The following is an 18,793-nucleotide window of genomic DNA, read 5'->3' as shown; positions in this document are numbered from 1 at the left end:
ATGGGGCAAAACAAACGATTTGCTCGGCAGTGCATTGGGGATTGAGCAAATGATTTCCACGACGACGATGCAGGCAGTTGAACAATTCAAGGCGCAACAAGGCGACTATCTTCTTGAAGTTGAGGGAATACGCAAGGAGTTTCCGGGCGTCGTCGCCCTTGACAATGTGCAGTTCCGCTTGCGCCCGGGAACGGTTCACGCGCTGATGGGCGAGAACGGCGCGGGCAAATCGACCCTTATGAAGATCATTGCAGGCGTTTACACGCCGGACGAAGGTCAAATACGCCTTCGCGGTGAGTATATCAGCCTGAAAAGTCCCCGAGATGCTTTGGAACGTGGCATCGCCATGATCCATCAGGAGCTCGCTCTCATGAATTTCATGACCGTCGCCGAGAATATCTGGATCAGGCGCGAGCCAACGAATTCAATCGGGCTTATCGATCACGCTGAAATGGCGGACCGAACGAGGACACTATTCAAACAGTTAAAAATCGACATCGATCCTCTGGCAGATGTTCACACGTTGACGATCGCCCAACGACAAATGGTCGAAATCGCCAAGGCCGTCAGCTACGAATCCGGCGTCCTGATCATGGATGAACCGACTTCCGCATTGACCGAAACCGAGGTGGAACATTTGTTCGACATCATCCGTGATCTGCGCTCCCGGGGGATCGGGATTGTTTACATCACCCATAAGATGAACGAGCTTTTTGAGATCGCGGACGAATTTTCGGTGTTCCGTGACGGTTCCTATGTAGGCACTCATGCCAGTTCCGATGTAACGCGCGACGACATCATCCGTATGATGGTGGGGCGCGAAATAACCAACATGTTTCCCAAAGAGAAGGCCGAGATCGGCGACGTTATATTGTCGGTAAACGGTCTTACCCTTCGTGGTGTGTTTCACGATATCAGTTTCGATTTGCGGCGCGGTGAGATTCTCGGTGTCGCCGGGCTTGTCGGTTCTGGCCGTTCGAACGTAGCCGAAGCCCTGTTCGGCGTAACACCCGCGACCTCGGGTAGTATTCGCATCAACGGAAGAGAAACTGATATTCGGGCACCCTCGGATGCGATGCGGGAAGGCATGGCATTATTGACGGAGGACCGAAAGGAAACCGGCTGTTTCCTGCCTCTTTCTATTCTTGAGAATATGCAGATTGCCGCATTGCAGGAAAACTATGCCCACGCCGGGTTTGTCGATGAGCGGGGGCTGACACTTCAATGTGAGGAAATGCGCAAGACGCTGCGGGTGAAAACACCCAACCTCGACGAGCGGATCGAAAATCTTTCGGGCGGTAATCAACAGAAGGTTCTGATCGCACGCTGGCTAATGACCCAGCCTGAAATTCTCATCCTTGACGAACCCACGCGCGGCATCGATGTGGGCGCCAAGGCGGAAATCCACCGGCTGATATCGCAACTGGCGCAACGAGGTGTCGCTGTCATCATGATTTCGTCCGAACTGCCCGAAGTGCTGGGCATGTCGGACCGGATACTGGTCATGCACGAGGGCCATATGACCGGCATTCTTGATCGTGCCGACGCCGATCAGGTGAAGATAATGGAACTGGCAGCTCGGTGAAGAGGAAACAATGGATAGTATGAAAATCGAGCCGGTTGGGGAGCAAAAGCGCAAACTGCCGCAGGAAGTGAACATTCTAAGCGTTCTGATCGGCGTGGCGTTGGTCTTTGAGATTCTTGGCTGGATTTTTCAGGGGCAAAGCTTCCTGATGAATCCACAACGTTTGACAATTATGATATTGCAGGTCTCGGTCGTCGGTATCATCGCTGTTGGGGTGACACAGGTCATCATTACGGGCGGCATTGACCTCAGTTCGGGTTCCGTGGTCGCCATGACCGCCATGATTGCAATGAGTTTCGCTCAGGCAGGCAGCTATTCCCGCGCAATATATCCAGCCTTGACGGACCTGCCGGTCATCGTACCGCTGGCGATCGGCCTTGGCCTTGGTCTACTTGCGGGAATCATCAATGGTTTCCTGATCGCACGCACCGGGATTCCTCCATTTATCGCCACGCTTGGCATGATGGTCACCGCCAGGGGCATTGCGAAATGGTATACGAAGGGTCAGCCGATTTCGTTTCCGACGGATAGCTTTGCAGCCATCGGCAGCGGCGCGTGGCCCGTCGCCATATTTCTCGTGGTGGCGATTATCTTCCATATTGCGTTGCGCTACACCCGCTATGGCAAGTTCACTTATGCGATCGGAGCAAATGCGCAGGCCGCCCGTGTGTCCGGCATCAACGTTCAGACCCATATCATCAAGGTCTATGCTATAGCGGGGCTTCTTTCCGGATTGGCGGGTATCGTTACCGCTGCCCGGGCCGAGACAGCACAGGCAGGGATGGGTATGATGTACGAACTTGACGCCATCGCAGCCGCAGTTATCGGTGGAACTTCCCTTTCAGGCGGACGTGGGCGGATTTTTGGAACTGTGATCGGAACCGTCATCCTGGGACTGATGCTTTCGGGCTTCACATTTCTTCGCGTTGATGCCTATTATCAGGAAATCATCAAGGGCCTTATAATCGTCACTGCGGTTATTGTGGATGTCTATCGGCAAAAGGCCCGTAGCGCGAAGAATTGATGCCACCCATTCGTATTCAATGAACAGCCCTGCGGTCCTGATACCGCAGGGCTTTCGTGTTCCCCGACGTCATTTTTATACATCCCCGGGACCATAACGGCCTAGATACCCTGTTGCGGGGCTCTCGGCATAGATACCGAGCGTCAAAATTGTCGGACTAGTCGCAAAGGCCAGCCCAGGAATAGAAACATTTATTGACATATTATTTACTCTGCAATTAGTATTGCATTCTTGTTGGGAGGGACTGCAATGCATGAAGTGAGGCTACCTACAAAGCCACGGATATGCGGCCTCTGGCGCGCTAGTCATAGCGTGTCGTTTTCTGCCACGCGTTTGTGCTGACAATGGCTCTCCTCTCATTCGAGAAGGTTGCCAAGACGTTTGCTGGCATCCCGGTGCTTCAGAGCATCGACCTTGATGTGGACAAAGGGCAGGTGGTGGCACTCGTCGGCGAGAACGGCGCGGGAAAATCCACGCTGATGCGCATCGCGGCAGGTCTGATGGCGCCTAGCACGGGAAGTATAACGTTCGACGGTGCGCCGGCACCCGCCACATTGGTTGCGGCCGAACAGGCCGGCATCGTCATGGTTCATCAGGAATTCTGCCTGGCTCCCCATCTCAGCGTGGCGGAAAATGTCTTTCTCGGGCGTGAGATCGTCCGTGGTCCTTTCATCGACCGCCGTGCGAGCGAGGCGGGGGCCGCGCGGATGCTCGCGGAACTCGGTTCATCGGCTTCGCCGAAGGCGCGTCTTCGCGACCTTCCCGTTTCCGACTGGCAGATGATCGAACTGGCCAAGGCTTTCGCCCGCCGTCCGAAAATCATTCTTATGGATGAACCGACAGCTGTTCTTTCGGCAATGGAAGCTGCAAGGCTTTTCGAGCGTATTCGTGCTTTCACGGAAGGAGGCGGAGCGGTGATCTTTACGTCACATCGTCTCGACGAGGTCGAGGAGATCGCCGACCGTGTCGCTGTGCTGCGCGACGGACGGATCGTGCGCGTGGAAGACGTCACCCAGATTTCGCAGAAAGATATGGCCGAAGCCATGGTGGGCCGGCCGCTTTCGGAAATATATCCGGCACGACGCTCGGCCCGTGATGGAGACGTGCTGATGGAGGTCTGCAACCTCACTTCTCCAGGTGCGGTGAGCAATGTATCACTCGCGATAAGGCGCGGCGAAATTCTCGGACTATCCGGTCTCGTCGGGTCGGGCAGGACCGAGCTTTTCGAGGCGGTGTTCGGCCTGCGACCTGCCTCGTGCCAACATTTCCGGTTACGTGGCCGGGATCGGGCCCTGCCGAATGCACGTGACGCCTGGCGGTTGGGGCTCGCCTATCTGACCGAAGACCGAAAGGGCAAAGGCCTGCTGCTCACCCGGTCCATTGCGCAGAATGTGGCACTTGTGAAGGGCGCACTTGCCGGGCCGGGCTGGATCGATGCGGCAGCCGAACGGCGCGGCTTTCAGGAAGCGGTGCGCGCTTACAATATCCGCGGTACCCGTCTCGACGGGATGGTCGGCGCCTTGAGTGGTGGCAACCAGCAAAAGGTCCTGATCGCGAAGACGCTGGCGATCGAGCCCGAGATTGTGGTTTTCGATGAACCTACGCGCGGCGTCGATATAGGGGCCAAACAGCAGATCTATGAAGTCATTGCTCGTCTCGCGGAGGCAGGAAAAGGCGTCGTCGTCATTTCCTCCGAGATGCAGGAGATAGTGGGGCTCGCGGATCGGGTTCTCGTCATGCGTCAAGGCCGTATCACCGGCGAACTGCGAAACGGCGAAATTAGTGAGCAGGCGATCATACGCTTTGCGATGGGCTTGCAGGAGGAAATGCAGCATGTCTGATCGAACCGCTGAAACGACCGGTGCAGTTGCGGAGAACCGCGCGGTTCTGTCGAGGATACTCACTTCTACGGGACCGTTGCTGGCACTTGTACTGTTGATGCTGATCGGCCTTCTGATGAGCGATAGTTTCCTGACCTACGAAAACTTGACCAATGTCTTTACCCGCAGCGCGATCATCGGCATTATCGCCATCGGTGCGACCTTTGTGATAACTGCAGGAGGCCTCGATCTTTCGGTCGGTTCGCTTTCGGCACTGATCTCTGGGCTCACCATCATGGCGATGAACGCCCTGGCGGACTGGTCCGACACTGGATGGCTTCTGGTTGTTGCCGGGATCGTGGTTTCCCTCCTTCTCGGTGCTTCGGCGGGCTTCCTTAATGGAGCCATGGTCGTCAAGGGTCGTGTCGAGGCTTTCATTGTCACGCTTGGTACAATGGGCATCTTTCGCGCGCTCGTGACCTGGCTTTCCGATGGCGGCGCGATCTCACTGAATTTTTCGCTGCGCGACGCCCTGCGGCCGATTTACTACAATGCCGTACTGGGAATCCCTATCCCCGTGATCGTGCTAATCGTGATCGCGATCGCTGCCGAACTCGTTTTGTGGAAAACGCGTTTCGGTCGCCACACCGCGGCCATCGGCTCCAATCGCAATGTCGCGCGGTTTTCAGCCATTCCGGTCGATAGGGTGCGCATCGCCACTTATGTGATCCAGGGGATTTGCGTCGCCATTGCAACCGTTATCTACGTGCCGCGTCTTGGATCGGCCACACCGTCGACGGGTCTGATGTGGGAGCTTGAGGCCATCGCTTCGGTCATCATCGGCGGCACGGCGCTTGCGGGCGGTTATGGGCGCATCTGGGGCACAATTGTCGGTGTGCTGATCCTGGGTTTTATTGCCAATATCCTCAATCTGACGGGCGTTGTTAGTCCATATCTCAACGGAGCCTTTCAAGGCGTCATCATCATCATCGCCGTGCTTTTGCAAGGGGACAGAGCGCCCGATTGAGTTGGGACATCGGCAGTGCCGCATCAATGAACTATCGATCACAGGAGGAGACGAAACATGCGAGGAAGAATAAGGACATATCTTGCCGCAGTCGGTATCGCGATCGCAGGCTGGGCCATGCCCGTACACGCTGCGGACACGCTGATCGGCGTATCGATCCCGGCCGCCACGCATGGCTGGACCGGGGGATTGAACTACCATACAAAACGCACGATTGATGCGATGAAGAAGGCGTTTCCGAATGTCGACTTCGTACTGACGACATCATCGAGTGCCACGCAGCAGGTCAACGATATAGAGGACATGATGGCGCGCGGGATCAAGGCGCTCGTCGTTCTGCCCATGGAATCGGATCCTCTTACCGAGCCTGTCAAGACCGTTAAGCAGAAAGGCGTTTTCGTTACCGTCGTCGATCGCGGGCTTTCAGAACCGGGTATAGAGAACCTCTACGTGGGTGGCGACAATCCCGAATATGGCAAGGTAGCCGCCGAATACTTCAAGGGAAAATTCCCTGACGGCGCAAAAATCGTGGTTTTGCGCGGTATTCCGACGACCATCGACAATATTCGCATCGAAGCGTTCAACGACGTTCTGAAAGGAACGAAAATTGAGGTTCTTGATATGCAGTATGGGAACTGGAACCCGGACAAGAGTTTCGAAGTGATGCAGGACATGCTGCAGCGCTTCCCTCAGATCGACGGTGTCTGGGCGGGAGATGACGATGCAGCTTTGGGTGCAATGGAGGCGATCAAGCAATCTGGCAGGAAGAATGTCGCAGTGCTTGGCGGCTCTGGCATGAACAAGGTCGTGAAGATGGTGATGGATGGCTCCGACCATGTGGACGCAGACATTTTCTATCCACCGACCCTGATCATCCCGGCAATTGAATTGACGACCATGAAGTACGCCACGCAGGCACCAATTACCGGTCGCTATGTACTTGGCAGCCCGCTCATCACGAAGGAGAATGCTGCGGAGTTCTACTTCCCGGATTCCCCGTACTGATGACGGTCAACCTCACAGTTTTACGTCCGGTGCCACGTGCACCGGACGTTTTCGTTTCCGAATTCATTTTCGTGCGTCAACACCTGTTACGGTAGGAATTCGAGGGGCCGAATGATCATGCTGTACCCGCGCCGCCACGGCAACGACCAGAGCTTGCGCCAGACACATGGGAGCAGCGAGCGAGCGAGAAAATGTGTAGTCATGTTCGGGAACAGCAAAGAGCACCCGGGCGGATTTTGCCAGCGGCGAAAGCGTGCTGTCTGTGATCGCAACGATCTCTATTCCCTTGGCACCCGCTTCCTCGACGATGTTCACGACTTCATTGGCGTAAGAGCGGAACGACACTGCCACCAGCACATCGTTGTTGCGCATCGTCCTAGCCATATGCGTGGCGAGCCCACCGGAGGAACTGAGCAGAACGCAGCGCTTGCCAAGCATTGTCAGGACATAGCGCAAAAGCTCAACGACAGGCTCGGAGCGTAGCTGTCCGAGTAGATAGATTGTATCCGCCTTAAACAGGGCGTCGGCGGCATAGGTCAGATCTTCCTGTGAAATATCCTCCAGCAATTCCTGCAGGGAGGCGATATCGCGCACAACCAGTTCACGGAGCAGGCTTACTTCCGAATGGTCGCTGCTCTGTCGCAATTCAGTTTCCAGTGCCCTGACGCGGGCTTCGAATCCCGGTGCTGCTGTGGCCAACCTTTGCTGGAATAGAACCTGCAGTTCCTTGAAGCCCTTGTAACCGAGTGACTGGGCAAAACGCACAAAGCTGGACGCATGAATCCCGCATCGTTCCGCGATGGCGTTGACCGACTGGACAGCGACGTCGTTCGGATTTTGCGTCAGGAATACGGAGATGCGCTGATAGGTCTTGCTCATCTGATCATGCTGCTCGTGAATGAGCTTGATCAGTTCTTCATAATTGCTCGGAATGTTCGCTGAACCCATACAATTCTCCGTTGCGTCATTGTGCAATAAATATTGCAGCAAGCCAAGTGTGGCATAACCGCAAGGAACAAAAAGGCGCCCGGCTCTACTATCCGGGCGCCAGGAAGGCGATCGTTGCGCCTTGGGAAGCAATCAGCGTGGTAACTTCATCCATCGCCCCGCCTTCGAAGATTGCTGGATTGTCTCCACTAGCGTCTGGATGCGCAGGCCAGCGGTGAAGCCGAATGGCTCGGGAATTTCGCCCGCAATGGCGCGTAAAAAGCCTTCGATCTCGATGGCCTTGAGATCATTGAAGCCGAGCTGGTGGCCGGGCGCGACGCAGAAACGGCCGTAAGGCGCATGATCCGGTGCCGCCTCGATCCGTCGAAAACCCCGGCGGCCGGCGACATCTTGTGTCGAATAGAAATGTAGTTCGTTGAAGCGTTCCTGGGTGAAGGCGAGCGCGCCTTTTTCGCCATAAATCTCGAAAACGTGCTGCATTTTGCGGCCGGTAGCGATCCAGTTGCCCTCAATCGAGCCCTGCGCGCCGCTGGCGAAGCGCAGGAACGCGCGGCCCACGTCGTCCACCTCGACTTTGCGCACCCCGCCTTTCCCGTCGGGGCGTTCCGCGATCATGGTGATGCAGTCGCCCATGACGTCACTGATCGGGCCGATCAGAAATTCGGCTGTCGCCAGCGCATGGCTGCCGATATCCGCAAGCGCGCCACCGCCGGCGGGATCGTGCCTGAAGGTGAAGGTACCCGTTGCGTTTGCCATATAATCCTCGGCGTGCAGGCCGCGATAGCCGCGAATTTCCCCCAATTCGCCGGCGGCAATCATATCACGCGCTAGACGCATCATGGGATTGCAGAGATAGTTGAACCCGACTTGGGTCTTAATTCCTTTGGCTGTCGCAGCCTCGGCCATTTCCCGCGCATCCGCTGCCAGTGGCGCGAGCGGTTTTTCGCAATAGACGTGCTTGCCCGCAGCGATGGCGGTCAGCGCCATTTCCTTGTGCAGTGCATTGGGCGCGGTGATGTCGATCAGATCGATTTCGGGGTTGGCGACCAGGTCACGCCAGTCGGCGGTCGAGTGATCGAAGCCGAAATCCGTTGCCGCGCGTTCGGCTGCCTCAGGGGTGATATCGGCGACTGTATGCAATTCGATCCGATAGGGAAGGTCAAAAACCTTCTGGGCGGACGCGAAGCCGAACACATGGGCCTTGCCCATAAAACCGGTGCCGATCAGGCCAACGCGCAGTTTCCGCTTGTCACGCATGGGCGAACTCCTGATTGACGATCAGATGCGGCTCGATGGTTCCCGCCAGAAAATTGATCGCATTTTCGATGGATGCAATCGCCATTCGCTCCCCGCACTCGGCGGTGAGGCCAGCGATATGGGGAGAGAGAAGGACTGCGTCATGGAAGAACAGTGGCGATCCGTCAACGGGCGGCTCCTCTTCGAACACGTCGACGCCCGCAGCCCCGACTTGTCCGGATGCGAGCGCGTCCGCGAGCGCCTTTTCGCACACCACACCTCCGCGCGCTGTATTGGCGAGGATGACGCCGGGTTTCATTTTCGCGAGTTCCGCGGCGCCGATAGCCGGCGTGTCACTTCTGGGGATGTGGACCGAAATGCAGTCTGCCCAGCCCAGTCCCTCATCGAGCGAAACCGGCGTTACCGCGCCTTCCGGCCAACCAGCCTTTTCGAGCAGGGGATCGCAGGCGCGAACTTGCATTCCGAAGCCAGAAGCCATGCGGGCCAGATGCCGCCCGATGCGGCCATAGCCGAGGATAAGCAGGTTCTTGCCGGATATTTCCCGCTGTTGCAGCTTGTTGCGCCAGTCCCACTGGCCTGGCTCGCGCACGGCGCGGTCAGCGCGGAGCGCCCGTTTGGCCCCGGCCAGAAGCTGCATCATTGCGTGTTCGGCGACCGACACCGAATTGACGTCGCCGACGATGGTGAGTGCGATGCCGCGCGCATTCAGCGCCCCAAGATCGACGGCGTCATAGCCAACGCCGTGGCGCGACACCACCTTGAGATGCTCGGCCCGCGCGATGGTCGCAGCGGAAAGCGGCTGCGTGCGCAGCACCATCGCATCCGCCCTGGCGATCAGTGGCGCATAGGAGGCTTCCGACACTTCCTCGACGTAATCGACGGTGAAATCCCGGCTTTTCAACTGCTCTAGCAGCGCCTCGCCGGACGGGTGAAGTTTTCCCGCCACCAGAAGATGCGGCATCAATAGGCTCCTTCCGTCGCCTTTGTGAGGGTCGCGCCGGTTAGTTCGCGCCATCTAGCGACGGAGGCGGCAGCGGCGGCGGCGAGCAGGCGCGTGTCGCCGGAGACGGTGGTGAGATCGAAACCCCATTCTACTGCGCGGGCGGCATATTCGGCCGTTCCGCAATGCAGGCAGGCGCGGATATCATTCTTTCTGCAGACGGCGACAATATACTGGATTAGTTCAATCATTTCCGGCTCCTCCCGATCGAAACCGGGCGGCAGACGACCTTCCTGCGTGCCGAGTGTCAGATCGGCGGGGCCTACGTAGATGCCATCGAGGCCCGGCGTCGCGGCGATCTCCTCTAGATTGTCTACGCCCTCGCGGGTTTCGATCATGGCGAGCGCCACGACCTCGTCATTGGCAGCCACGCCATAGCTTCCATAGGCGAAGGCGGCACGGGTGGGGCCGAAACTGCGCTGGCCCTTCGGCGGATAGCGCATATAGCTGACGAATTCCGCAGCTTCCGCTGCCGAATTGATCATCGGGCAGATGATCCCCTGCGCCCCGGCGTCGAGCGCCTTCATAATGACGCCGGGCTCGCGCCATGGCGCGCGCGCCATGACCGTGACGCCCGAAGCGCGCATGGCCTGCAGCATCGGCAACGCCGAATTATAATCGAGCGCACCATGCTGCATGTCGATGGTGATGGAATCATAGCCCTGCGCCGCCATGATTTCGGCGGTGAAAGGATTGCCGATGGAAAGCCAGCCATTCATGGCTGGCTGGCCCTCGGACCAGAGTTTTTTGAGCCTGTTGGTGAACATGCGGCCTCCTCAGAACACGATCTGCGCTAGTTTGGTATCGAGATAGTCCTGTATCCCCTCCAATCCCCCTTCGCGCCCCATGCCGGAATGATTGGTCCCCCCGAAGGGCGCTTCAGAAGCGGCGAGCGCGAAGCTGTTGATCCCGACCATGCCCGCCTTGAGCGCGGCAACGGTGCGCCGGGCGCGATCCGGCGAGCGGGTGAAGGCGTAGGCCGATAAGCCCATATACGACGCGTTGGCACGGGCCAACGCCTCTTCTTCGCTCTTGAAGCGGGTGATTGCGGCGATGGGGCCGAAATTTTCCTCCGCGAATACTTTCATGTCATCGGTCACGTCGGTGAGAACCGTCGGTTCGAAAAAATATCCGGCGTTGAACTGGGCCGGGCGCTTGCCACCATGGGCGAGCGTCGCCCCGGCGGCGATAGCGCTCGCGACGATGGAGTCGATTTCCGCGAGCCGGTTGGCGTTGATTAGCGGCCCCATGCCGGTTTCGGGATCGAGTCCGTCGCCGAGCCGGATCTTCTTTGTCCGTTCGACGAAGCCTTCGACGAAGGTGTCATGCAGGCTCTCATGAATGAAGAAGCGGTCCGGCGTGACGCATACCTGCCCGCAGTTGGCGAATTTGGTCGGCACGGCGAGATCGAGCGCCGTTTCCAGATCGGCGTCGTCATAGACGATCAGTGGCGCGTTGCCGCCGAGCTCCATCGAGACTTTTTTGACCGTATCCGCGGCGTCACGGATCATCTGCTGGCCGATGCGGGTCGAGCCCGTCAGCGACACTTTACGTACGCGGTTGTCCGCCATGATCGGCGCATAGGTCGAGCCCGTATCGCCGACCACCAGATTAAAAGCGCCGTCAGGCAGGCCCGCCGTACGCAGGCAATCCACCATGACCATGGCGACGCCCGGCGTCTGCGACGAGGGGCGCAGCACGACGGAACACCCGGCGGCGAGCGCTGGCGCGAGCTTTCGCGCCGGCAGCGCCGCCGGAAAGTTCCAGGCGGTGAAGGCGCCGACGACGCCGAGCGGTTCATGCGTGACCTCGAAGCGACCGCCCGCCACGCGGCTGTCGACGATACGGCCATAGATGCGCCGTGCCTCCTCCGCATACCAGCGGAACTGGTCGCAGGCGAGGCCCCATTCGCGTCCCGCCTGCGCCGCTGGTTTACCGGTTTCGGCGGTTATCATTCGCACGGCTTCGTCCGTGCGGCGGATCATTTCGTCGGCGGCCTTGTGCAGCGCGTCGGCTCGCGCGAAGCCGCCCATGGCGCGCAACGGCTGCAAACCCGCGGTGGCGGCGTCGAGCGCTCTGCGGGTATCTTCGAGCGTCGCCAGCGGCACGGAGCCGAGCGGCTTTTCGGTGACTGGCGAAACGACCTCTCCCAAGGCCGAACCTTTCGACCAATGGCCGCCAATGAAGAGTCCAAAATTCGTATACATGATCTATCCAATATCGCGGGTGGGAATGGTGCGTCCTTCGGTCAGAGAGCGGATCGCCGCTTCGGCCAGAATGAGTGCCTGCCTGCCGTCCTCGAAGCTGACTTCCGGTTGACTGCCCTGTTCGACGGCGTCGACAAAGGCGCTGATCTCGGCGGCGAAGGCTTCGGCGTAGCGGTCGATGAAGAAGTTCATCAGTGCCGGCTTGCGGTCGGTGAAATCCGCACCGTATAGGCTGAGTTTGGTGAGGGTGCGGTTTTCCGAAATCGCCATGCCGCCGCTGCCGAACGCCTCGACGCGCTGGTCGTATCCGTAAACGGCTTGGCGAGAATTATTGATAATGCACTGCCTGCCGGATGCGGTTTTCAGCAACACCGTGACCGTATCGTAATCATTGCAATTTTCCATCAAAGTTGGATCAACCAGCCTCGAACCGGTAGCGAAGACCTCCTCGATTTCCTCGCGCAGAATAAAGCGCGCCATATCGAAATCGTGGATAGTCATGTCGCGGAAGATGCCGCCCGACACCTCGATATAGGCCGCGGGAGCCATGCCGGGATCGCGCGAGGTGATGAAGACCTGATGTACGTCGCCGATCTGGCCATTTTCGATGGCCTGGCGCACTGCGCGGTGGCCGCTGTCGAACCGGCGCACGAAACCGAGCATGATCGGCAGTTTGCTGCCCGAGATCGCTTTCGCACAGGCGTTGACGCGGGTGAGCGACAGGTCGATCGGCTTTTCGCACAGGACAGGCTTGCCAGCGGCGACGGCCTGCTCGATAAGGTCCGCGTGGGTGGCCGTGGACGTGGCGATCAGCACGGCGTCGACGGCGTCGGAGGCGAAGATCGCCTCAGCCGAATCGAACAACGGAACGCCGAATTTCTGAGCTATTTCCTGCGCAGCCGGGACATGCAGGTCAAAAACGCCTGCCAATCCGGCGCGCGGATGCGCTGCGATATTTTCGGCGTGCATCCGTCCAATGCGGCCGACGCCGAGCACTGCAATATTGAGCATGAAGTCTCCTCCCGGAATTTTGTGCAATAATCATTGCAAGATTGTTGCATTGTCAATATGTATTCCGTAATCTTCAGAAATACCCATCCGCAGGAGGAGGCGAGATGACCAGAAACACAGTGCGTCTGACCATGGCTCAGGCTCTTGTCCGTTACCTTTGCAACCAGTTCACCGAGATTGACGGTGTGCACGTGCCGCTGTTTGCTGGCGTATTCGGTATTTTCGGCCATGGCAACGTGACGTGTCTTTCGGAAGCGCTGGAGCCGGTTCAGGACCAACTGCCGACATGGCGCGGCCAGAACGAGCAATCTATGGCCCTGGCCGCCATCGGCTTCGCTAAGGCGAAGCGCCGCCGACAGATCATGATCGCGGCGACCTCCATCGGGCCGGGCGCGGCCAATATGGTGACGGCAGCGGGCGTGGCCATGGCCAACCGCCTGCCGGTGCTGCTTCTGGCCGGCGATACTTTCGCCAACCGCCTGCCGGACCCGGTCCTGCAGCAGGTCGAGCACTTCGGCGACCCGACGATCACCGTCAACGACGCTTTCAAGCCCGTCGTGCGCTATTGGGACCGCATCACCTTACCGGAGCAGATCATCCACTCGTTGCCCCAGGCGATTGCGACCATGCTTGATCCCGCCGATTGCGGGCCGGCCTTTATCGGTCTGGCGCAGGACACGCAGGAAATCGCCTTTGATTATCCCGAAATCTTCTTCAAGCCGAAAGTCTGGAAAATCCCGCGCCCGCGCCCCGATCGTGACGCGGTCACAGCGGCCGTGGAACTGCTCAAATCGGCCAAACGCCCGCTGATCATTTCGGGCGGTGGCGTGCGCTATTCGCTGGCCGAAAACGAAGTGGCCGACTTCGCGCTGAAGCGGGGGATCCCAGTCGTCGAAACCATCGCCGGCAAGGGCGCGATGACGCACGAGCATCCCGCGCATGCGGGGCCGCTCGGCATCGTCGGTTCGACCTCGGCCAACGCGCTCGCCAAAGAGGCGGACGTCATTCTAGCCATCGGCACGCGCTTGCAGGATTTCACCACCGGCTCATGGACCGCCTTCGCCGAGGCCGCGCAATTTATTTCGGTCAACGCGGCGCGCTTCGATGCGGTCAAGCACCGGGCATTGTCCGTAGTCGGCGATGCGCTGGAGACAGTGCGGGAACTGGACGCGGGACTTGGCGATTACAAGGCTGACGCCGGCCTGATGAAGCAGGCCAAGACGCTGTTCGCCGACTGGAACAAGGTGCTCGACGAGCACCAGATGCGCACTAACGCGCCAGTGCCGTCATATGCGCAAGTGGTGGGTGTGCTCAACGCGGTGGCGAAGCCGGAAGATACCCTGATCGCGGCGGCGGGCGGCACACCCGGCGAGGTGGTCAAGGGCTGGAGGGTCAAGAATCCAAACACGTTCGATTGCGAATTCGGCTTTTCCTGCATGGGGTATGAGATTTCGGCGGGCTGGGGCTGTGCCATGGCGCAAGAGGGCCCAGGAGCAACCGGCGGCACGCCGATCGTCATGCTGGGCGACGGCACCTATATGATGATGAATTCCGATATCTATTCGGCAGCGCTCACCGGCCACAAGATGATCGTGGTGGTGTGCGACAATGGTGGCTATGCGGTGATCAATCGATTGCAGCAGGCTAAGGGCGTGCCGGGCTTCAACAATCTCCTGACCGATTGCCGCGTACACAATCGCCAGAATCCGCTTCATGTCGATTTCGTCAAGCACGCTGAGGCCATGGGCGCTCAGGCTCGCAAGGCCGACAGTCTCGCCGACCTGGAGGAGGCGATGAAATGGGCGCAGGGCAATGACGGAGTGACCGTCATTTCCATCGTGTCCGACGCATGGAAATGGGTGCCGGGCGACGCCGACTGGGACGTAGGCGTGCCCGCTGTCTCAACATTCGAGAAGGTTCGCGCCGCCCGCAAGGCACAGGAAAAAATTCGTGAAGCGCAGCGGACAGGTGTTTGATATGAAAGCCAAACTGGGGATAGCCCCGATAGCCTGGTGGAACGACGATCTGGCGGAACTCTCGGATGATGTGAGTTTGGAAGAATGCCTGCGTCAGGCCTCCATTGCCGGTTTCACCGGCATGGAGACGGGACGCCGCTTTCCGATGGATATTTGGGAACTCGGGCCGGTTCTGAATAAATACGGAATTTCCGTCTGCGGCGGCTGGTTTTCAGGCCAGTTGCTCGACGGCGATATTGAGGCGGAGAAAGACCGTATCTCCCAGCAAATGGCGTTCTTCATCGCCGCGCGCGCGCCCTGTATCGTCTATGGTGAGACGGCGCGGTCAATTCAGGGCGTGCGCTCTGCGCCGCTTGCAACCAAACCAAAGCTGGACGAGGCCGAAATGGCGGCTTATGGGCGCAAGATGTCGGATTTTGCCGACTGGTGCGCCAGGCAGGGCATGCCGATTTCCTATCACCACCATATGGCGGCAGCAGTCGAGACGGAAGCCGAACTTGACCTGTTAATGAAGCACTCATCAGTGCCGCTGTTGTTCGACGCTGGGCATATGGCTTTCGCCGGCGGCGACGTCATGCGCGTGATCGACAATCATCACGAGCGCATTAGCCATGTCCACACCAAGGACATACGCTGCGCGGTGGTGGACGGGCTCGACCGAACCCGGGAAAGCTTTCTCGACGCCGTCATCAAGGGCGCGTTCACGGTTCCAGGCGATGGTGATTTGGACTTCGAAGCCATCGTTGGGGCATTGATGGGCAAGAATTATGAGGGATGGTTCGTAGTCGAAGCGGAACAGAATCCGGTTGCCAATCCGCCATTGGAGATGGCGCGTAAGGGTCACATGGAGTTGCAGCGCGTTATGGCGGCGGCGGGATATGAGGTTGTAATATGAACAGGATCGAAGGAAAGGTCGTCGTTGTCACCGGTGGCACGCAGGGACTTGGCGCGGCTGTTGCCCGGCTCTTCTCGCAGGCCGGCGCGGCGGGTATCGCCATTATCGGGCGCGGCGTCGAAAAGGGACAGGCGGTCGCAAAAGAGATCGCCGAAGGCACTGGTGTTCCTGTCGAGATGATTGCAGCCGATCTGGCTGATATCAACGATGTGCGCGGCATCGTTCCCGCCGTTGACGAGCGGTTTCATCGGGTAGACATTCTGGTCAACGCCGCTGGCCTGACCGATCGCGGCAATCTGCTCAACACCACACCCGAACTTTTCGACCGCATGTTCGCGGTTAATACGCGCGCGCCATTCTTTTTGATGCAGGATGCCGCCAAGGTCATGATCCGCGAAGGGATCGAGGGCCGCATTGTGAATATTGGTTCGATGTCTGGATTGGTTGGACAGCCATTTCTTGCTCCCTACGCCGGTTCCAAGGGCGCGCTGGCCACGCTGACGCGCCATGCCGGCTTCGCCCTGATGCGCCACCGCATCCATGTCAACCAGTTAGATATCGGCTGGATGAACTCGGACCATGAGCGTGCGCTGGTGCTGGCGGAAACTGGCGACCCGGATTTCATCGACCGTGCGGCCACGCAAAAGCCGTTCGGTCGCATTCTCGATCCTGCCGAGGTCGCCCGCGCTGTCCTTTGGATGGCGTCGGACGATAGTGGCATGATGACCGGCGCAGTGGTTCCCTTCGACCAATCGGTCCATGGCGGTTACGACGACGCGCCGGTTCCCGCCAGCAAGCTGGAGGCATGATGATGCGCACCATTAAGGGCCCCGGCGTCTATCTAGCGCAGTTCGCGGCGGACGACGCTCCCTACAATACGCTTCCTGGACTGGCGAGATGGGCCGCGGACAAGGGTTTTAAAGGCGTGCAGATTCCCACATGGGACACGCGCCTGATCGATATGAAAAAGGCGGCGGAAAGCGACGCCTATTGCGACGAGATCAAGGGCATGCTTGCCGATTTTGACTTGCAGATCACCGAATTGGCATCGCATATCACCGGGCAGCTTGTCGCTGTGCATCCGGCGCACGACACGATCATGGACAGTTTTGCACCTGAGCATGTTCGGGGCGCTCCGGCGGCACGGCGCGCGTGGGCGGAAGAACAATTGCGCTTTGCCGCCCGGGCCTCGAAGCGGCTCGGCATTGACCGGCACGTCACCTTTTCCGGCGCGCTGCTCTGGCCTTATCTCTATCCCTATCCGCAATGGCCCGAAGGGCTGATCGAGGAAGGTTTCGATGAACTGGCGAAACGCTGGACGCCGATCCTGAATGACTTCGACGCACATGGCGTCGACGTCTGCTACGAGATTCATCCGAGCGAGGACCTGCATGACGGCCATAGCTGGGAGTTGTTCCTCGACAAGGTTAAGGAGCATCCCCGCGCCAATTTGATGTATGATCCGTCGCACCTCGTTTTGCAGGCGCTGGATTATCTGGCATTCATCGATCATTACCACGACCGGATCAAGACGTTTCACGTCAAGGACGCGGAGTTCCGCCCCGATGGAAAGTCGGGCGCTTACGGCGGTTATCAGCCTTGGTCGAAGCGGGCGGGCCGGTTCCGTAGTCCTGGCGACGGTCAGGTCGATTTCGGCGCGATCTTCACGAAGCTGACGACCTACGGTTTCGACGGCTGGGCTGTACTGGAATGGGAATGCTTCGTCAAAAACCCCGAGGACGGCGCCGCTGAAGGCGCGAAATTCATCGCCGATCACATCATCCGCGTCTCCGACCGCGCCTTCGACGATTTCGTCAAATCAGGTGCCAATCGCGGCGCGAACCGGGCTATGCTCGGATTGGGGGAAAAATGAGTAATCATCGAGTTTTGCGTCTTGGCATGATCGGTGGAGGGCAGGGGGCCTATATCGGCAACATTCACCGACTGGCATCGCGGCTGGACGGCCAGTGGCAACTGACTGCCGGAGCCTTCGACGTTGATCCCAGCCGGGGACGTGAATTCGCAATCGCCGAAGGGCTTGATCCGGCGCGCAGCTATGGAACCTATCAGGAACTAATCTCCGGCGAGACGACGAGGGACGGCCGGGTGGACGCAGTTGCCATCTGCACGCCGAATTTCACGCATTACCCGATTGCCAAAGCGCTGATTGAAGCGGGCTTCGACGTCATCTGCGAAAAGCCGTTGACGGCGACGTTGGACGACGCCATTTCACTGGAAAAGCTCGCGCGCGAAAGTGGGCGCTTTGTCGGTGTGACCTACACCTATTCCGGCTATCCGATGGTGCACGAGGCTCGCGTGCGGGTGGCACGCGGCGAGATCGGCGACATCCGCACGGTGCAGGTGGAATATCCGCTGGAATGGATGGCGACGGCCATTGAAAAACAAGGAAACGCGCAGGCCGCATGGCGTACAGACCCTAAGAAGAATGGCCGCGGTGGCTCAATCGGTGACATTGGTACCCATGCCTATCATCTCGCAGGCTTCGTAACCGGGTTAAAGCTACAATCGCTGACGGCGGATCTCGCAACCTTCGTCGAGGGCCGCGCGCTGGACGACAACGCCCATGTGATGATGCGTTATGAAGGCGGTGCGCGCGGACTCCTATGGTCGTCGCAGGTTGCGCTCGGCAATTCGAACGGCGTACGTCTGCGCGTGTTCGGATCGAAGGGATCCTTTGCCTGGTTTCAGGAGCAGCCCAACGAACTCGTCTATTCGCCGCTAGACGGTCGCGTTCAAGTTATCAAACGCGGCGCTGACGATTTGTCTGAAGACGCTAAATTGCGCAGTCGTACACCTCCTGGTCATCCGGAGGGGTATCTGGAAGCCTTCGCCAATCTGTATGCAGGCTTCGCCGAAGCAATCCTGGCGAGGAGGGAAGGCCGAGAGCCCTCCCTGCTTGGTCAAAATCTGCCGCTTGCTTATGATGGGCTGAAGGGTGTCGCCTTCGTAGAGGCCGTGGTCGATAGCAGTGAAGCCAAGGATTGTCACTGGATCACGCCAGTTGCGATTTAAGAGGA

16 protein-coding genes are annotated in these 18,793 nt (G+C 58.8%); 10 read left to right on the top strand and 6 right to left on the bottom strand.

From position 1 onward, the window contains the following. The first annotated feature begins 49 nt into the window (after positions 1-49). From CES86_RS21085 to CES86_RS21065, 5 genes are all read left to right on the top strand, one after another. A complete protein-coding gene (locus CES86_RS21085; RefSeq protein ID WP_094515326.1) occupies positions 50-1,585 on the top strand; it encodes a sugar ABC transporter ATP-binding protein in 1,536 nt (511 codons plus the stop codon). A gap of 19 nt (positions 1,586-1,604) precedes the next feature. Next, positions 1,605-2,609, top strand: a complete 1,005-nt coding sequence (locus CES86_RS21080; RefSeq protein ID WP_407922998.1) for an ABC transporter permease — start codon at positions 1,605-1,607, stop codon at positions 2,607-2,609. Positions 2,610-2,953: 344 nt separating this feature from the next. Next, a complete protein-coding gene (locus CES86_RS21075; RefSeq protein ID WP_094515324.1) occupies positions 2,954-4,450 on the top strand; it encodes a sugar ABC transporter ATP-binding protein in 1,497 nt (498 codons plus the stop codon). Further along, entirely contained in the window at positions 4,443-5,456 is a 1,014-nt protein-coding gene (locus CES86_RS21070) for an ABC transporter permease (RefSeq protein WP_094515323.1), read from the top strand. Before CES86_RS21075 ends, CES86_RS21070 begins: the two co-directional genes overlap by 8 nt. Positions 5,457-5,513: 57 nt before the next feature. Then, entirely contained in the window at positions 5,514-6,461 is a 948-nt protein-coding gene (locus CES86_RS21065) for a substrate-binding domain-containing protein (protein WP_094515322.1), read from the top strand. Positions 6,462-6,524: 63 nt separating this feature from the next. Here the strand turns inward: CES86_RS21065 and CES86_RS21060 are convergent, their stop codons facing one another. From CES86_RS21060 to iolG, 6 genes are all read right to left on the bottom strand, one after another. After that, a complete protein-coding gene (locus CES86_RS21060; protein ID WP_094515321.1) occupies positions 6,525-7,409 on the bottom strand; it encodes a MurR/RpiR family transcriptional regulator in 885 nt (294 codons plus the stop codon). Positions 7,410-7,541: 132 nt separating this feature from the next. Continuing rightward, positions 7,542-8,666 (bottom strand): Gfo/Idh/MocA family protein, encoded by a 1,125-nt coding sequence (locus CES86_RS21055; protein WP_094515320.1) that lies wholly within the window; start codon positions 8,664-8,666, stop codon positions 7,542-7,544. Then, positions 8,659-9,627, bottom strand: coding sequence for a hydroxyacid dehydrogenase (locus tag CES86_RS21050; RefSeq protein WP_094515319.1), 969 nt, complete (start codon positions 9,625-9,627; stop codon positions 8,659-8,661). Before CES86_RS21050 ends, CES86_RS21055 begins: the two co-directional genes overlap by 8 nt. Further along, on the bottom strand, positions 9,627-10,433 hold the full coding sequence (locus tag CES86_RS21045) for an HpcH/HpaI aldolase family protein (RefSeq protein ID WP_094515318.1): 807 nt from the start codon (positions 10,431-10,433) through the stop codon (positions 9,627-9,629). Before CES86_RS21045 ends, CES86_RS21050 begins: the two co-directional genes overlap by 1 nt. Before the next feature lie 9 nt (positions 10,434-10,442). Continuing rightward, a complete protein-coding gene (locus CES86_RS21040) occupies positions 10,443-11,873 on the bottom strand; it encodes an NAD-dependent succinate-semialdehyde dehydrogenase (RefSeq protein ID WP_094515317.1) in 1,431 nt (476 codons plus the stop codon). A gap of 3 nt (positions 11,874-11,876) precedes the next feature. Next, complete coding sequence (iolG, locus tag CES86_RS21035) at positions 11,877-12,884, bottom strand: inositol 2-dehydrogenase (RefSeq protein WP_094515316.1); 1,008 nt, start codon at positions 12,882-12,884, stop codon at positions 11,877-11,879. Positions 12,885-12,988: 104 nt separating this feature from the next. Here iolG and iolD point away from each other — a divergent pair, with 104 nt between their 5' ends. The 5 genes from iolD to CES86_RS21010 are packed head-to-tail and all read left to right on the top strand — an operon-like array spanning position 12,989 to position 18,788. Beyond that, entirely contained in the window at positions 12,989-14,860 is a 1,872-nt protein-coding gene (gene iolD / locus CES86_RS21030; RefSeq protein WP_094515315.1) for a 3D-(3,5/4)-trihydroxycyclohexane-1,2-dione acylhydrolase (decyclizing), read from the top strand. Between the two features lies 1 nt (position 14,861). Next, positions 14,862-15,755, top strand: a complete 894-nt coding sequence (gene iolE / locus CES86_RS21025; protein ID WP_094515406.1) for a myo-inosose-2 dehydratase — start codon at positions 14,862-14,864, stop codon at positions 15,753-15,755. Continuing rightward, positions 15,752-16,564 carry an SDR family oxidoreductase gene (locus CES86_RS21020; protein WP_094515314.1) on the top strand — a complete coding sequence of 271 codons (813 nt, stop codon included), beginning with the start codon at positions 15,752-15,754 and terminating at the stop codon, positions 16,562-16,564. The genes iolE and CES86_RS21020 overlap by 4 nt, the downstream gene beginning before the upstream one ends. A gap of 2 nt (positions 16,565-16,566) precedes the next feature. Beyond that, entirely contained in the window at positions 16,567-17,628 is a 1,062-nt protein-coding gene (locus CES86_RS21015; RefSeq protein WP_094515405.1) for a sugar phosphate isomerase/epimerase family protein, read from the top strand. Further along, positions 17,625-18,788 carry a Gfo/Idh/MocA family protein gene (locus CES86_RS21010; RefSeq protein ID WP_235819975.1) on the top strand — a complete coding sequence of 388 codons (1,164 nt, stop codon included), beginning with the start codon at positions 17,625-17,627 and terminating at the stop codon, positions 18,786-18,788. The genes CES86_RS21015 and CES86_RS21010 overlap by 4 nt, the downstream gene beginning before the upstream one ends. Positions 18,789-18,793 lie beyond the last annotated feature (5 nt).

This window comes from Brucella lupini (assembly GCF_002252535.1).
Taxonomy (GTDB): Bacteria; Pseudomonadota; Alphaproteobacteria; order Rhizobiales; family Rhizobiaceae; genus Brucella; species Brucella anthropi.
Note: the sequence above shows the minus strand (reverse complement) of the source record. Positions and strands in the feature narration are given on the sequence as shown.

Excerpts from the sequence above, each read along its gene's own strand:
- iolD (WP_094515315.1), top strand. The coding sequence starts at position 12,989 with ATGACCAGAAACACAGTGCGTCTGACCATGGCTCAGGCTCTTGTCCGT.
- CES86_RS21085 (WP_094515326.1), top strand. The coding sequence starts at position 50 with ATGATTTCCACGACGACGATGCAGGCAGTTGAACAATTCAAGGCGCAA.
- CES86_RS21015 (WP_094515405.1), top strand. The coding sequence starts at position 16,567 with ATGCGCACCATTAAGGGCCCCGGCGTCTATCTAGCGCAGTTCGCGGCG.
- CES86_RS21050 (WP_094515319.1), bottom strand. The coding sequence starts at position 9,627 with ATGCCGCATCTTCTGGTGGCGGGAAAACTTCACCCGTCCGGCGAGGCG.
- CES86_RS21070 (WP_094515323.1), top strand. The coding sequence starts at position 4,443 with ATGTCTGATCGAACCGCTGAAACGACCGGTGCAGTTGCGGAGAACCGC.
- CES86_RS21075 (WP_094515324.1), top strand. The coding sequence starts at position 2,954 with ATGGCTCTCCTCTCATTCGAGAAGGTTGCCAAGACGTTTGCTGGCATC.
- CES86_RS21020 (WP_094515314.1), top strand. The coding sequence starts at position 15,752 with ATGAACAGGATCGAAGGAAAGGTCGTCGTTGTCACCGGTGGCACGCAG.
- iolG (WP_094515316.1), bottom strand. The coding sequence starts at position 12,884 with ATGCTCAATATTGCAGTGCTCGGCGTCGGCCGCATTGGACGGATGCAC.
- CES86_RS21065 (WP_094515322.1), top strand. The coding sequence starts at position 5,514 with ATGCGAGGAAGAATAAGGACATATCTTGCCGCAGTCGGTATCGCGATC.
- CES86_RS21045 (WP_094515318.1), bottom strand. The coding sequence starts at position 10,433 with ATGTTCACCAACAGGCTCAAAAAACTCTGGTCCGAGGGCCAGCCAGCC.
- CES86_RS21060 (WP_094515321.1), bottom strand. The coding sequence starts at position 7,409 with ATGGGTTCAGCGAACATTCCGAGCAATTATGAAGAACTGATCAAGCTC.
- iolE (WP_094515406.1), top strand. The coding sequence starts at position 14,862 with ATGAAAGCCAAACTGGGGATAGCCCCGATAGCCTGGTGGAACGACGAT.
- CES86_RS21080 (WP_407922998.1), top strand. The coding sequence starts at position 1,605 with ATGAAAATCGAGCCGGTTGGGGAGCAAAAGCGCAAACTGCCGCAGGAA.
- CES86_RS21040 (WP_094515317.1), bottom strand. The coding sequence starts at position 11,873 with ATGTATACGAATTTTGGACTCTTCATTGGCGGCCATTGGTCGAAAGGT.
- CES86_RS21010 (WP_235819975.1), top strand. The coding sequence starts at position 17,625 with ATGAGTAATCATCGAGTTTTGCGTCTTGGCATGATCGGTGGAGGGCAG.
- CES86_RS21055 (WP_094515320.1), bottom strand. The coding sequence starts at position 8,666 with ATGCGTGACAAGCGGAAACTGCGCGTTGGCCTGATCGGCACCGGTTTT.